We start from the raw sequence: 15074 nt of genomic DNA, 5'->3' as shown, positions 1-15074 counted from the left end.
TAATATAGCTAAATATAAAAAAGAAAGAAGCGAGGCAGATATGGATTTTTTGATAGAGGCAATGAGCTGGTTTCACAAAGGTGGACCGGTTATGTATTTGTTGATTTTATCATCGTTGGTTGTTGTGACGATTTTGGTGGAGCGTTTTGTTTACTATAGAAAAATGGACTTGGATGTAGCAGGTTTTAGTGAATATATTGTAAGTGGTTTTCAAAATAAAGAGTATGAAGCGATTTATCAAAGCTGTAGTGTTTCGGCAAAACCGGCGCATAAAATTGTGATTGCCGCATTCGATGCGCAAAAAATGGGTCGCAATATTACAACCGCTATGGAAAGTTCAGCGCAGCTTGCCGTGGCGCATTTGCGTAAAGGGTTGTCTATTTTAAGTACAGTCGTTACGTTGTCACCCTTATTTGGTTTGTTGGGAACGGTAGTGGGGATGATACAGTCCTTCAGCGTATTCAGTCTTGAAAGTGGGCAGCCAATGGCGATTACCGGCGGAGTCGGTGAAGCCTTAATTGCTACAGCAACGGGTTTGAGTGTGGCTGTTTTAGCCCTTTTGGGACATAGTTATTTTTCGTATCGGCTAGATGGTTTTATTACCGATCTTGAACAGATTGCGGGTGAAGTTGAAAAGAATTTGCCTAATGTTACGGATGAAAAAGGAGTTAATCATGAAGCTGCGTAGTATGCGAATAGAAAAAGCACCAGAATTGATGATTATTCCGATGATTGACATCATGTTTTTTCTCTTGGTATTTTTTATGATTAGTACACTTTATATGGTTGAGCAGCATTCCATTCCAGTTCAACTGCCACAATCCGCTTATGCACAGCAGGAAAAACCAAAAAGCATGAATGTCACGGTGTCCAAAGATGCAGTGGTGCTTATCGATGAAGAGAAAATCCCACTGGAACTATTAGGGAAGCACATCGCAATGGCAATGGGGAAAAACGATAACCAAATTTTTATTTTACGTGCCGATAAAATGGTAGACTACGGGGATGTAATTCAGGTGCTTGATGAAATGAAAGCAGCAGGGGCACAACATATTTCGATTGCTACAGAACGTAAAGTGAGGTAATTTTATATGGAAAAGGAACGCTGGAAGTGGAAAAAGGCATTTGGAGTTTCGTTGGCTTGCCACGTGGGCATCGCGGTGCTTTTGTTGTTGGTTTTACCTGAAATTTCGGTTCCACCAGTACCAGAAGAATACATGGAACTTGAGTTAGGTGCACAGCAGGATATAGTTCCCGTGAAACAGGCAGAACTTAATACGAAAAACACAATGACTTCCAAGCAAAATTTGTCAGCAGCAAAGGCGAGTTTGCAAGCAACAGCACATGCAGCGGAGGCCGTAAAAGCAGATGGAGAACAGCCACGTCAAGCTGTTGTTGTCAAAGGGGCGATTGGAGCGGTTGAGTCGACAGCAGTTTCTGGAGACGGCCCCGAATCTGCAAGCAGTTCCAATTCTTCTTCTAATATGGGAGCAGAGGTTAATGGGGTTATACAAAAACCAGTCGTTTTGAGTATGGTAGAACCTGTGTATCCGCCTGATTTGAAAAATCGTGGAATAGAAGGTCGAGTTCGCCTGCGTGTTCAGATTCATACGGATGGAAGTGTTGGCTCTGTTGAAGTTGCTGTATCTTCAGGTTATGAAGCAATGGATGTTGCAGCAGTCCGTGCAATGCAAAATTGGCTATTTATCCCAGCAAAGCGAGCAGATGGACAATCCGTAGGCTGCTATGCGGCGATGCCAATTACTTTTGGTTTAAAGTGAATCCGGCTTTGATTATCTATGTAATATTTTACGAATAAAATCGTATATTATTGTTATATATTATGATAAAAGTAGGTTGACCGGATCAGATAAGTTTGTTAATCTAAAGTTATGATAGTATTCGATTAATGAGTCAATGTTGACTGTTTGTTTTGGCAAGCAGTCTTTTTTATTTCATTAATTGTTTACCACAAGGTAAGGGAGGATTTAGAATGGAAAAATATGGACTGTTTATTGCTGGTAAATGGATTTTGACAGAAGAAGCAACGCCTCTGGTCAATAAATATACAAATGAAACGGCTGTAATGCTTTCGGTGGCTGGAGCAAAAGAAGTCACAGCTGCGGTGGATGCTGCACAACAGGCGCTTAAAATACCAATGGAACCGTATCGACGTTATGAAGTTTTGATGAAAGCAGCAAATCTTTTAGAGTCTGATAGCGAAAAAATGGCAAGGGCATTATCGATTGAGGTGGGGAAGCCGATTCAAGATGCACGCGGTGAAGTGAAGCGTGGTATCCAGACTTTATTATTATCAGCGGAACAAGCTAAACGAATGACAGGGGAAATGGTTCCTCTTGCTGGTGCACCTGGTTGTGGCAGTCGTATTGCCTATACAAAACGAGTGCCGATTGGGATTGTTTGTGCAATTACACCATTTAATTTTCCCTTGAATTTGGCTTGTCATAAAATCGGTCCAGCATTGGCTGCGGGCAATTCAGTGCTTTACAAACCAGCAACGGCAACTTCACTTTCGGCTGTTATTTTATGTGAAATCTTTGAAAAGGCAGGTCTTCCGGCGGGCTACTTGAATCTTGTTATGGGATCAGGCAGTAAACTTGGTGATTTGCTTACGGCTGATGAACGTATTAATTTTTATAGTTTTACTGGTAGTGCAGCCGTGGGGAAAATGCTGCATAAAAATGCGGGGCTGCGTCGTGTCGCACTGGAACTTGGTTCTAATTCAGCGAATATCGTTCATGGTGATGCCGATCCAGTTAAAACTGGACAACTTTGTGCCAAGTATGCATTTACAAATGCAGGACAGGTTTGCATTTCTTGTCAGCGAGTATATGTGCATCAGGCGATCTATAATGCTTTTTGCGCAGCGGCTGTTTCAGCAGCCAAGGCTGTTGTTAGTGGTGATCCATTGGCCGACACTACGGAACTGGGTCCGATGATCAACGAAAAAGAAGCAATCCGTGCGGAAGAATGGATTCAAGAAGCAGTTGCAGCGGGTGCTAAGCTCTTAACTGGCGGTAAACGTACCCACTCATATCTCGAACCGACGATTTTGACGAATGTTCAAGCCGATATGAAAGTAGTTTGTAATGAAATTTTTGCACCAGTATTTGTGATTGTACCGTATACAGATATTAATGAAGCTATTGTCGCAGTGAATGATTCGGTGTATGGTCTACAGGCGGGTGTTTTTACAAATTCTTTGGCAATTGCTCATCTTTGTGCGGAAAAAATTGAAGTTGGTGGAGTCATTATCAATGATGGGGCAACATTCCGTACGGATAATATGCCGTATGGTGGGGTTAAAGAAAGTGGAATTGGTCGTGAAGGCCCGGAATATGCTGTGCGTGAAATGACGGAAGAAAAATTGATTGTACTTAATTTTTAGAAGCTTCAAGATAAGATATATATATATAACGCATTAAAGAAATTCCAGCCCATCTATCAGTCTGCCAGGAATGGGTAGGGGATCGTTTGCTTCCTACGTAATCCCACGGAGCCCTATACCCCATTCCTGACGATTGTCATATAAAATGTTTAATGCGTTCTATATATTGACCGATGGTGCGATATTTGTTATGCTTACAGTATCGAATTGAAGTCAAAGAAGACTGCTCATTTATATGAGCGGTCTTTTTTTCGTTTTAAAATAAGGAGGCAATTTTTATGGTCAGTTGTCAAGAGGTCATTAAACTCCATAGTATGGCGGAAGTTCAGATTGTTGCTGGAGCACAAGGGCTGGATCGACTCGTTCGCTGGGTTCATTTTATAGACTTACCAGATGTTCTGCCTTGGGTTCAGGGCGGCGAGCTGTTGATTATCACGGGGATTGGGCTGCAAGGTAAACCGGAAGAATTGAAAAGGCTGGTACAAGGCTTAATTGATAAAAAACTGGCCGGTATGGTTATCAATCTCGGTCCTTATATTGAAAGTGTGCCGGATGATGTTGTAACTATTGCTGAGGCGGCTAACTTTCCCTTGTTTACTCTGCCATGGAAAGTAAAGCTGGTAGGTGTTATGCAGGAAATTTGCAGTTATATTGTGATGCAGCAAACCGAAAAACATTCCATTAGCAGTTTTTTTGAACAACTTTTGTTAAAACCTGTAGCAGCCGAACCGGAATTGATGGAGCATGCAGCTGTTTATGGCTATGATTTATCGCAATCACAGCAAGTCGTTGTGATCAGTGCAATTTTATTGACGGAACAGAAACTCACTCGTAAGAATGCAAAACATAATTTTGTTTTGATCAAAACACAACTGGAACAGTTTGTGCGTGATTTTTTTGTTATGAGCGGACAAAAAATCCTTTTGACTTTATGGATGGACAAAGTTTTATTTTTGCTGCCGGAAAATGTGCAAGACGAAAAGAAAAATCGTAGTATTGTCCAGCTTTTAGTTGATCAGTTAGGTGAACATTTTACTGCTTTGAACGTGGCCGCTGGTATTGGCAGCCCAGCCCCGTCTTTGCAAAATATACGGGAAAGTTATTTGCAAGCGAATAAAGCTTTGTGGTTTGCGGAATCATTAGCAACCAAACAATGCGTGTACACCTATGAATCGTTAGGTATCTATAAACTTTTATTTGAAATTCCACTAGAAAAATTGCAAGCATATTGCGAAGAAATCATTGGAACACTTGAAGAACATGATCAGCATTATAAAATGGATTTGGTTAACAGCCTGTTTGTATATTTTGAGGAAAACGGCAATGTTGTTAAAACATCAAAACGTCTTTTTGTGCATCGCAATACGTTGGATTATCGTCTTAAGAAAATTGAAGATGTCAGCGGTAAAAAACTTGCAAATTCGTATGATCGACTGATGCTGCAACTGGGCGTCATTATCGCCAGACAGATTGGCGGAGGACATAATAGAAATACCTATAATGTGAAAAAGTATGAAAAAATATCACATACATTGTAATAAATGCACATAGACTTAGAGGCAAAAGGTCTGCTACAATAAAAGTATAATCAATCGCATGAGTTAGAAAATAAAGCAAGATGGGCAAAGTTGCCAAAGAGATTATTTCGTATCTTTTTGGCAGCTTTTCTCTTTTCTGGAGCTTGTGCAGGGGAGGGCTAAATATGTCAAAATCAGAAGAACTATTGAAACGTAAACAAGCGGCAGTCCCTAGTGGTATAGCTAATTCGACGCCGATCTTTGCCAAAAAAGCCAGTGGTGCTGTAATTACCGATATGGAAGACAATGAATATCTTGATTTCTTTGCGGGAGTTGGTGTTTTAAATGTAGGCCATTGTCCGAAACCAGTTGTTAAAGCTATCCAAAACCAAGCGGAAAAATTATTGCATTCCTTTTTTTCAGTTGTGATGTATGAACCATATATCGACCTTGCGGAAAAAATGAATGACATTGCTCCAGGAACTTCAAAGAAAAAAACGATGTTTGCGAATAGCGGAGCAGAAGCCGTAGAAAATGCAATTAAAATAGCTCGTCATGCAAAAAAGAAAACAGGGATTATTTCGTTTGAATGTTGTTTCCATGGTCGGACATCTCTTACTATGGGGCTGACTAGTAAAGTTAAACCTTATAAGTATGGATTTGGGCCATTTCCATCGGATTTATATAAAATTCCCGCGTCTTATTGTTATCGCTGTCCATATCATTCCACATATCCAGACTGTGGAATGCATTGTCTAGAAGCATTTGATAAGTTTTTTGCGGCAACAGCGGATCCGAGTGAAATTGCAGCAATGATTATTGAACCGATACAAGGGGAAGGCGGTTTTATTATTCCGCCAAAAGAATTTTTACCAGGTCTTAAAACAATTTGTGAAAAAAATGATATTCTCTTTATTGCCGATGAAGTACAAAGCGGGTTTGCCCGCAGTGGTAAAATGTTTGCGATCGAAAACTGGAATGTTGAACCGGATCTTATGACTACAGCAAAATCAATTGCTGCAGGGGTTCCATTAAGCGCAGTAACGGGACTAGCTGAAATTATGGATGCACCAGGTGGTGGCAGTATCGGTGGCACGTATGGTGGAAATCCACTTGCTTGTGTAGCTGGTGTTGAAGTTATTAAAATGATTCAAGAACAAAAGCTTTGTCAGCGTGCCCTTGATATTGGTGAAAAAACTCTGACGAAATTTAAAGCATTGCAAGACAGCTGCCCGATTATTGGCGATGTCAGAGGACTTGGCGCCATGATTGGTATTGAGTTAGTAAAAGATAAAAAGACAAAAGAACCGGCAAAAGAACTCACAGCAAAAGTAATCAAATTATGTCTCGACCAAAAATTAATTTTGATTAATGCTGGTATTTATGGCAATGTACTTCGCCTCTTGATTCCACTTGTTACAACAGATGAACAACTCGACCGTGGGTTGTCTATTATAGAAAACAGTATCTTAGAAGCAGCAAAAGACGTTTAATCGTTTTGCTCAAGTAACGGATGCCTTTATTTATGGTATAATACATCATTAATAAGGGCATTTTTGGTATGTCTTTGAAAATATGAAATAAAGTAGAGGGCTTCATGAAAATAATTATTGATGCGGATGCATGTCCGAAACCAGTATTAACAATCTGTAAACAAGTTGGGCAGATGTATAAACGGGAAGTCTACACTGTTGCCAGCTTTGACCATCAAATAGACAATGATCATCATATAATGGTCGATAATACCTCGCAGGAAGCGGATTTAAAGATTATCAATATGACGAAAGCAGACGATCTTGTGATTACACAGGACTGGGGATTGGCAGCCATGGTTTTAAGCAAAAAAGCGGCTTGTCTGAGCCCGGCAGGCATTCCTTATGATGTAAATAAAATGGATTTTTTATTGGAAGAACGTGAAGTGAAAGCAAAATTACGTCGTGGGGGCGGGCGAACAAAAGGACCTAAAAAAAGAACCGTACACGATGATGAACGGTTTCAGGCGGCTTTAGTGAAAATATTGGAGAACGGCTGTTTAAACTGAAAAATGTACAGCATTTTGGTTAATGTTTTTCAAAAATAATCAAGAATGTTATAAAAAAATCGAGATCAAGGCGATGTAAGGCGCGTTGATCTCGATTTTTTTATTTTAAGTATATGGTTTAAATGAAGGGAGTAATAGAATCATATTGTGGATCAATGACGATTTTTGCGGTTCTATCAATTAGGCCCCATTTTCCTTTGATTTTAATACAGGCTGAGCCGTTCTGAAAAGATTGTAAATCCTGATAATCTAAGTTTACAGGAATTACAAAGTGTCCAGTTGGATCAATTGCGCCCCAGCCCTGGTTATATTTCACAACGGCAATGTTTTCGCTGAAGGTTTGAGCTGTTTCAAATTTTGCTGGGATGATTTGCTGTCCAGAACGGTTTATGTATCCCCATTTGTCAGCAATTTTTACAGCAGCTATACCAGACGCGAAAGGCGTGACTCCGTCAAATTTAAAGGGTGTTAACGGCTGATTCTTTTTGTCGATAAAAGTCCATTTATCATCTTTTTCGGCCATAGACAAACCATCGGCAAAAAGGGAAAGACTTTGATAGTCTGATGGGATTACCAATTCACCTTTGCGATTGGCAAAACCACTTTTATGTTTAATGATGACCATAGCTAAGTCATCTTGAAAAATATCAACAAAATCATATTTTGTAGGAATGATTTGTGTGCCAGTTTTATCAATAAAACCGCGCTTTAATTTTGTCTGCGATAAATTCCGGTCTTCATCTGTTGTATAGGCACCAGTGGTAGCACTTATTGCTGTACTGATTAAACCGCCCCAGGAAAAACTGCTTTTTGTGATGCGGATTTCAGCTACGCCTTCATTAAAAGGATAAGCATATTCATAAGGGGCTGAAAAAACAATGGAACCTTTGTGATCAATGTATTGATATTTACCTTTATCACTCATAAGAGCTAGACCGTCATGAAAGTCTGCTTCAAAATTTTTAAATTTTTCCTCAATTTGCAGGGCTCCGGTTTTGTCGATAAAACCCCAGCGATTTTTTGTCTGGATGGCAGCTAAACCTTCAGAAAAGTTGGAGGTACTCGAATATTGGCATGGAATAACGAGTTGCCCTTGTGGGTTGATGAACCCATATTTGTTTCCTAGTCCTACTCCAGCCAATCCTTCGGAAAAGTTTGTTGCATTAGTAAAGTTGGAGTCAAATGCCAATTTTCCTGAGGTGTCATAATATTGATAGGTTTTATTTTTTTTGACTAAGAAAAGATTTTCGGAAAAACCAAGATATTCATCAAATTCGACTGGAAGGACAGGTCTTCCCTCGATAGTGAAGATGCCAACCTTTTTATCTTTTGTTACGGTGATATAACCATTGTCGTTGATTGTAACTCCATTGAATATGATTGGTAAAATAGGATTACCTAATCGATTAAAAACACCGTAATTTCCTTTTTGTTTAGCAATGATAAGTTGTTGCTGGGAATGGAAAGTTAAATCATCAAATACTGGTTGTAGAACAAAAGTCCCTGATTTATCAATACATCCATATTTGCCTTTTTGTTTTACTTCAAGCAATAAGGGCTTTTCATTGATAACTGTATCGCTTGTTGGAATGGATGAACTGGCACCGCTTAATTCATTAGCATGTACCGAAACGTGGGCTGAAATAGCAAAAAAAATTGATAATAATAAGATTGCTGTGTGGGTTTTAAATCTAAAAATCAAAAAATTCACTCCTTATAATTTATGTATTCCAATTTATATATATTCGGTATTGAGAAATAAAACCCCTGTTGATATTAAAAGATAAGACTTTGGTCTTGCTTTTGGCGAACGGCTATCTTTTTTATAATGGTCTTTTTGCATTATTTGGATTGACATAGCAGGCAATGGATGTTATTTTAAAAATAATAGCTGATTAGAAAAACTAAAGGCTAAGGGCACTTTTATTTGCTGTCCTTAGCTTTTTCTGTATAAAAATGATTGTAATAGATAAGGAGTGCTGGTTCATATGGCGCAACAGCGTTTTTCAGTAATTTATCATATAATAGGAAACAATGAGGCAGAAGTTTATCAGCAGGCACAGGATATTTGTGTTGAACAAACGGTAGAATATCCCTATGAACTTTTGTCAGCAGGTTTTATAAAAGCTGAAATTGTCGGTAAAATTGAAAGTTTGAGACTTTTGCCTGATGCAAAAAGTTATCGTCTGGAAATTAGTTATGCGGTAGAAACAACCGCTTATGAATTAACCCAGTTATTGAATGTTATTTTTGGCAATATCAGTCTTAAACCAGGCATTTTGGTTGATCGTTTAAATTTACCCGATTGTCTTTTGGAGGCCTTTGCAGGACCGCGGTTCGGGCGGGATGGCTTGCGAGAAATTCTGGGAGTGTTTCATCGTCCGTTGCTGTTTGCGGCAATTAAACCAATGGGGTTATCGGCGGAGCAGCTCGCAAATATTGTTTATCAATGTGCTGTGGGCGGGATGGATATTATTAAAGATGATCATGGTCTCAGCAATCAGATTTTTGCTCCGTTTGAAGAAAGAGTTCGTTTGTGCAGTGAGGCTGTGCAAAGAGCGAATCGTCGTACGGGGCGTAACAGTCTGTATATACCAAATGTTACAGGGCCGATCGATAAAATTATGGAACGCAGTCGTTTTGCGAAGAAAGTAGGTGCGGGCGGTTTATTGCTTACACCGGGCCTGATTGGTTTGGATACGCTGCGCTGGTTGTCACAAGACCCAGCATTAGCCTTGCCGATTTTTAGCCATCCGGCATTTCAAGGCAGTTACGTTATAAATGCAGCCCAGGGAGTGGGACTTTCTCATTATGTAATTTATGGGCAGCTTAGCCGCTTAGCTGGAGCGGATGCGGTTGTTTATCCCAATTTTGGTGGGCGCTTTTCTTTTAGTATTGCAGAGTGCCAGAGTATAGTAGCGGGGACACAGGATTCTATGGGGCATCTGAAACCTATTTTTCCGGCTCCCGGTGGTGGTATGATCTTGGAGCGAATTCCTGAATTGATGAAGTTTTACGGTAAAGAAGTTCTGTTTTTGATGGGAGGCGGACTTTTTAAACCCGGGCGTAGTTTAGCGGATAATTGTAAGGCTTTTTTGGCTCTGGTTGAACAAGCTTCAGCAGGAAAATAATTTTAATTTGGTAAAAAATAATAGTTGTGATAAAAGTTTATAGGGGGATTTGGAAATGATTGTAGAATATAAAGGTGATTATAATTGGGATAATATAGATGTTTTAGCATATAAAGAAAATGGGACAAATTTTAAAAGTATTACTCGCCAGGTTTTATTTGATGGCTTGGACGATATTCCCTGTCAGCTGCGTTATTTTGAAGTACAGGAAGGCGGCTACTCATCTTTGGAACGTCATGTGCATGTGCATCTTGTTTTGATTTTGCGGGGCTGCGGGCAAGTTATGCTCGGCGATACGATCCATGATGTCAAAGAAAAGGATATCATTACGATACCATCGAAGACATGGCATCGTTTCAGGGCGAATGCGAAAAGTCCACTCGGCTTTTTATGTTTAGTGAATGTGGATCGTGATAAAGTGCAATTGCCGACAGCTGAGCAGTTGAGCGAACTAAAACAAAATCCAAGCATTACCGAATTTCTAGACGTTTAAATTTACCTAATAAGCAGGAGGAGATTTTTTGGATAAAGATTTGTTACTTACTTTAGCAGAACAAGCATTATACCAGGATCAAACTGCAATCAAGACAGTTTTACGGCAAAGCAAAACAATTGCTATAGTCGGGCTTTCAGCAGATGCAACGAAAGACAGCTATAAGGTGGCTGTCTACTTACAAGCAAGTGGGTATCGGGTTATTCCGGTCAATCCGTATCACTCTTTTATTTTAGGGGAACGTTCCTACCCGGATCTATATAGCATACCGGAAAACGTCGATATCGTTGATGTTTTTCGTCCCAATAATGATTGCTTGCCGATTGTTAATGCGACAATTGCCTGTAAGATGGCAGTGATTTGGTTTCAACTGGGAATTATGAACAGGGAAGCAATCAATCAGGCACAGCTTGCTGGCTTGACGGTGATTGCAGATTTATGCATTAAAATTGAGGCAGAGCGGTATCACATTGAACCAGATAAATAGTCTGGTTCGATTGAGACTCTATTATTTTGCAATAAAAAACGCTGAATCATTTGATGATTCAGCGTTTTTATTTATACAGAAGTGTTTATATCTTCGACATTGGTTATTGCATTTTTCGTAGTTGGTTTTATATTGATGGTACTATGTTGATAACTGTACGTGAAATAAACAATACAACCAATGCCGCACCAGACAAAAAAGCGAATCCAGGTGTCAAATGGCAGGTTGTACATGAGATAGCCACAGGAGAGGATGGCGAGTGGTGCAATAAGCCAGACAACTGGACAACGAAAGGTGCGATGCAGATCAGGTTTCGTCAGGCGCAGCACCATGACGCCAATTGCGGCGATCAAAAAGGCACTGAGTGTGCCGATGTTTGCCATTTCGGCAATCAGACCGATTGGGGCAAAACCGGCAATGAGTGAGACAAATACAGCACCAGCAATTGTTACGATGTAAGGTGTTTTATAACGAGAATGGATTTTACAAATATTTGCGGGAACCATGCCGTCTCTAGACATCGCAAAAAAGATACGGGCCTGACCGTATAATAAAACAAGCAATACCGTTGTAATGCCAGCAATAGCACCTACTCCGACAACGGCTGAACCGATATTATAACCAATATAACGTAAGGCAAATGCAACGGGTTCAGGATTGTTAAGTTCGGTATAAGGTACAACACCGGTTAAGACAGCGGCCACAACGACATATAAAACGGTACAGATAACCAAAGAACCGATAATGCCGATTGGTAAGTCCCGTGATGGGTCTTTACATTCTTCGGCTGAAGTTGCTACAGCATCAAACCCAATATAGGCAAAAAATACGATGGCTGCACCGCCAGTGACACCAGAGAAACCAAAGGGCATGAATGGTTCCCAATTTGCGGTATCAACATTGGGACCAGCTAATATAAGGAAAATAAATACAGCAATAAGTTTTACAAAAACTAGAATACGGTTTATTTTTGTGCTCTCTTGTGTGCCCCGTACTAAGAGAAAACTCAAGAATAAAGTAATGAAAATAGCAGGAAGATTGATGATGCCGCCATCGCTAGGCACAAGTGTAAAGGCTGGGGATAATTCGATTCCGACTGATTTCAGCAGCCCAACCATATAACCAGACCAGCCTGAGGCTACAGCACTAGCCGTAACGGTATATTCAAGAATGAGATTCCAACCCACTAAAAAGGCTAGAAATTCACCAAGTGAAGCATAGGTGTACGTATAGGCACTGCCGGAAGAGGGAACAATCGAAGCAAATTCGGCATACGCGAGTCCAGCAAATGCGCAGGCAAGACCAGAAATAATAAAAGATAAAATAACAGCAGGACCAGCGTATTTAGCTGCTGCAACACCCGTCAATACAAAAATACCGGTGCCGATTACACAGCCGATGCCGAGTAAAATTAAATCAACGGCACCTAAACTTTTTTTCATGCCTGAATTTTCAGCCATGCTACGCATTTGTTCAATACTTTTCGTACGAAATAAGTTCATCAATTCAAAAACACCTGTTTTCTATAAAGTTAATTTAAGCAATCTATAAAAGTATAGTAACTTGTAAGTGTTATGTCAAATGAAAAACAGCTACATAACTTTATTTATTAAAGTTATGTAGCTGTTTTTCATTATTTTATTTTGAATTAATATCTTATGCTAGTGATAATATATAAAATATTAATAAGAGGGAGTCATTGTTGAGGTGATTTATTTTATCAAGTTAAGATAAGATTTGAATTTTTGCACGGACGTGTTGACGACTAATTCTTCAGGGAAAGATAATTCTTTTAGTAAAGCTTGGACATATGTATGATTGCCAACATCAAGATCAATGTGAGCGTCGCTATCCATAATAATAGTGACATTATGTTTTTTGCAAAAATTCAACATGGTGGTGGCATTCGCATGAGAATTTTGCCGACTGGCCAATGGGTGAAACGAACTGTTGTTCACTTCAAGTAATACGTGATGTTCTTTGGCTGCAAGAACAATTTGTTCATAATCAAGTGGAAAACAGCCATCGTCAGGATGTCCGATGATATTGATAAATGGGTTTCGGATAGCACCGATTACAGCACGAGTATTTTGTTCGATATTGCCTGCTTTTATACAGATGTCATGCAAACTAGCAATGGCATAGTCGATTTTGCGCAAGGCCTTTTCGGGTAAATCGAGACCACCGTTAAAATTTTTGATATTCACCTCAGAACCCATGAGAAGTTCGACATCGTAAGCGCTGCGATCAATTACCTTGAAATTGTGAAAGTAGATTTCATGGCAAGTTCCAGGCATCAAGGGTGCATGTTCGGTTATGCCAATGAGTTCGAGACCTTTCTCTTTCGCGGCACGAGTCATTTCGCGAATCGTACTGTAAGCATGACCACTCATAAGGGTATGCATATGTGCATCTAAAATATCTTTCATATATAGGAAGACCTCTTTTCAATTTAAAATATTTAGCAATAAATTTTATTATAGTCCTTATAGATCAAGAAGTAAAATTGTTGATTTTTCGAGATGATATTATCAAATATTTCATTCTATGATAATATATAGAAAGGACTTTTTAAAAACTTTTTATGGATGTGGTGGAATGAGGAATGAAGCAAGTACGACAATGGAAATCAAAAAAATGAATCGCCAGCATGTTTTTAATTTAATTTATCAAAGAAAAAAAGTATCCAAACAAGATATTGTCTATGAACTTAAAATGAGTTTACCAACTGTTACGCAAAATCTTAAAGATTTAAGTGAAATGGGTTTGATCACCAATGCTGGAACATTCGAATCTACTGGCGGTCGCAAAGCACAGGTACTTACATGTGTCAATGATGTCAAGATGGCTATTGGTCTTGATATTACGCGAAACCATATTGGTATTGTTGCAATTGATCTTGCGGGTGATATTTTGGCAACGCAGCGAATTCGTTTTCCCTTTGGTGCGAATGATGAGTATTATAGAAATGTTGGATCGTTTATTGATGCGTTTGTCGAGCGAAATAGATTTGACCCAGCGAAAATCATTGGTGTTGGGATTGCTGTTCCAGCATTGATTTCCGAAGATGAATCGATGGTTGTTTATGGGGCTATTTTACAGAACACAGGGGAGACGTGCTCGCGCTTTTCTCGTTATATAGCATATCCCTGTATTTTATGCCATGATTCAGAAGTTGCAGGTTTTGCAGAGTTTTGGGTAGCAAACGATGTGAAGAATGTCTTTTATATTTCGCTTGGTAACAGTATCGGTGGTGCGGTATTTTTTGACAATATGAAATATCTGGGGGATACACGTTGCAGCGGGGAAATTGGACATATGATTATTGTTCCAGAGGGGAAAAAATGTTATTGTGGACAAAAGGGTTGCTTTGACACATATTGTGCAGCGACCGTTTTAGCGGATACTGCCAAAGGCAGTTTAGAGGACTTTTTCCTGTTATTAGAGCAAGGCGAAAAAAAAACTGTGGAAATTTGGAACGTGTATCTGGATCATCTATCATTGGCGATACATAATACGATTATGTTATTTGATTGTACGGTTATTTTGGGTGGTTATGTTGGTATGTATATGGAAAAATATAGCGAAGTATTACAAGAAAAAGTTGAAGCACAAAATCCTTTTAAAATGAACAGGAGTGTCATTAAGATCTGCCAATATAAGACAGAAGCGATTGCTGCAGGTGCGGCGTTACGTCATATTGAACGATTTATTAAGGCGATTTGAAAAACAGAAACCTCGAATAAACAGTTGATTTATAGAAACTGTTTATTCGAGGCTTTTTTATTGCGTAAAAGGAAATTATTGAGATTGACGAGTCAATTTTCTCTTGCTATGATTTATCATGAACAACATTTGTAAAAGTATTTTATATATGTTGTTAAAAAACTAAAAATATGTAAGCTGAGAATAGAAGGATGTGATATTAGTTTGAAAAATGCATCGCTAGATATACATATGTAAATACGAACATAAAAATATGTAAATGGTAATATT

At 39.2% G+C, this 15074-nt stretch carries 14 protein-coding genes; 11 read left to right on the top strand and 3 right to left on the bottom strand.

All coding sequences use genetic code 11. The features are described from left to right. Positions 1–40 precede the first annotated feature (40 nt). The 7 genes from F606_RS21000 (at position 41) to F606_RS0110860 (ending at position 6967) form a co-directional block, all read left to right on the top strand. Positions 41–688 (top strand): MotA/TolQ/ExbB proton channel family protein, encoded by a 648-nt coding sequence (locus tag F606_RS21000; RefSeq protein WP_071595049.1) that lies wholly within the window; start codon positions 41–43, stop codon positions 686–688. Beyond that, entirely contained in the window at positions 675–1085 is a 411-nt protein-coding gene (locus F606_RS0110885; RefSeq protein ID WP_019553917.1) for an ExbD/TolR family protein, read from the top strand. The genes F606_RS21000 and F606_RS0110885 overlap by 14 nt, the downstream gene beginning before the upstream one ends. A gap of 6 nt (positions 1086–1091) precedes the next feature. Then, entirely contained in the window at positions 1092–1781 is a 690-nt protein-coding gene (locus F606_RS22325) for an energy transducer TonB (protein WP_019553916.1), read from the top strand. A 212-nt stretch (positions 1782–1993) separates the two neighbouring features. After that, complete coding sequence (locus F606_RS0110875; RefSeq protein ID WP_019553915.1) at positions 1994–3409, top strand: aldehyde dehydrogenase family protein; 1416 nt, start codon at positions 1994–1996, stop codon at positions 3407–3409. Positions 3410–3687: 278 nt separating this feature from the next. Continuing rightward, on the top strand, positions 3688–4947 hold the full coding sequence (locus F606_RS0110870; protein ID WP_019553914.1) for a PucR family transcriptional regulator: 1260 nt from the start codon (positions 3688–3690) through the stop codon (positions 4945–4947). 164 nt (positions 4948–5111) lie between these two features. After that, positions 5112–6419 (top strand): 4-aminobutyrate--2-oxoglutarate transaminase, encoded by a 1308-nt coding sequence (gene gabT / locus F606_RS0110865; protein ID WP_019553913.1) that lies wholly within the window; start codon positions 5112–5114, stop codon positions 6417–6419. A gap of 104 nt (positions 6420–6523) precedes the next feature. Further along, positions 6524–6967 carry a YaiI/YqxD family protein gene (locus tag F606_RS0110860; RefSeq protein WP_019553912.1) on the top strand — a complete coding sequence of 148 codons (444 nt, stop codon included), beginning with the start codon at positions 6524–6526 and terminating at the stop codon, positions 6965–6967. 118 nt (positions 6968–7085) lie between these two features. Here the strand turns inward: F606_RS0110860 and F606_RS0110855 are convergent, their stop codons facing one another. After that, positions 7086–8669: a WG repeat-containing protein gene (locus tag F606_RS0110855; protein ID WP_019553911.1), complete on the bottom strand. Its 1584-nt coding sequence runs from the start codon at positions 8667–8669 to the stop codon at positions 7086–7088. A gap of 286 nt (positions 8670–8955) precedes the next feature. On the opposite strand from F606_RS0110855, the gene F606_RS0110850 reads away from it, so the two are divergent. Genes F606_RS0110850 through F606_RS0110840 form a run of 3 tightly spaced genes read left to right on the top strand, consistent with a single transcriptional unit; the run spans position 8956 to position 11078 of the window. Next, positions 8956–10098, top strand: a complete 1143-nt coding sequence (locus F606_RS0110850; RefSeq protein WP_019553910.1) for a RuBisCO large subunit C-terminal-like domain-containing protein — start codon at positions 8956–8958, stop codon at positions 10096–10098. 55 nt (positions 10099–10153) lie between these two features. Further along, the gene (locus tag F606_RS0110845) at positions 10154–10591 is read left to right on the top strand and encodes a cupin domain-containing protein (protein WP_019553909.1); all 438 of its coding nucleotides are present in this window, start codon (positions 10154–10156) and stop codon (positions 10589–10591) included. Positions 10592–10619: 28 nt separating this feature from the next. Then, a complete protein-coding gene (locus F606_RS0110840; protein WP_019553908.1) occupies positions 10620–11078 on the top strand; it encodes a CoA-binding protein in 459 nt (152 codons plus the stop codon). Positions 11079–11149: 71 nt separating this feature from the next. Here F606_RS0110840 and F606_RS0110835 read toward each other — a convergent pair whose 3' ends face one another. Both F606_RS0110835 and F606_RS0110830 read right to left on the bottom strand, forming a co-directional pair. Next, a complete protein-coding gene (locus F606_RS0110835) occupies positions 11150–12580 on the bottom strand; it encodes an amino acid permease (protein ID WP_019553907.1) in 1431 nt (476 codons plus the stop codon). A gap of 210 nt (positions 12581–12790) precedes the next feature. Then, a complete protein-coding gene (locus F606_RS0110830; RefSeq protein ID WP_019553906.1) occupies positions 12791–13507 on the bottom strand; it encodes a phosphatase in 717 nt (238 codons plus the stop codon). A 169-nt stretch (positions 13508–13676) separates the two neighbouring features. Here F606_RS0110830 and F606_RS0110825 point away from each other — a divergent pair, with 169 nt between their 5' ends. After that, positions 13677–14804 carry an ROK family transcriptional regulator gene (locus F606_RS0110825; RefSeq protein WP_019553905.1) on the top strand — a complete coding sequence of 376 codons (1128 nt, stop codon included), beginning with the start codon at positions 13677–13679 and terminating at the stop codon, positions 14802–14804. Positions 14805–15074: the final 270 nt, after the last annotated feature.

Origin of the sequence: Propionispira raffinosivorans DSM 20765 (assembly GCF_000381065.1) — a bacterium.
Classification (GTDB): domain Bacteria; phylum Bacillota; class Negativicutes; order Selenomonadales; family Selenomonadaceae; genus Propionispira; species Propionispira raffinosivorans.
This window is presented reverse-complemented; position numbering and strand designations above follow the sequence as displayed.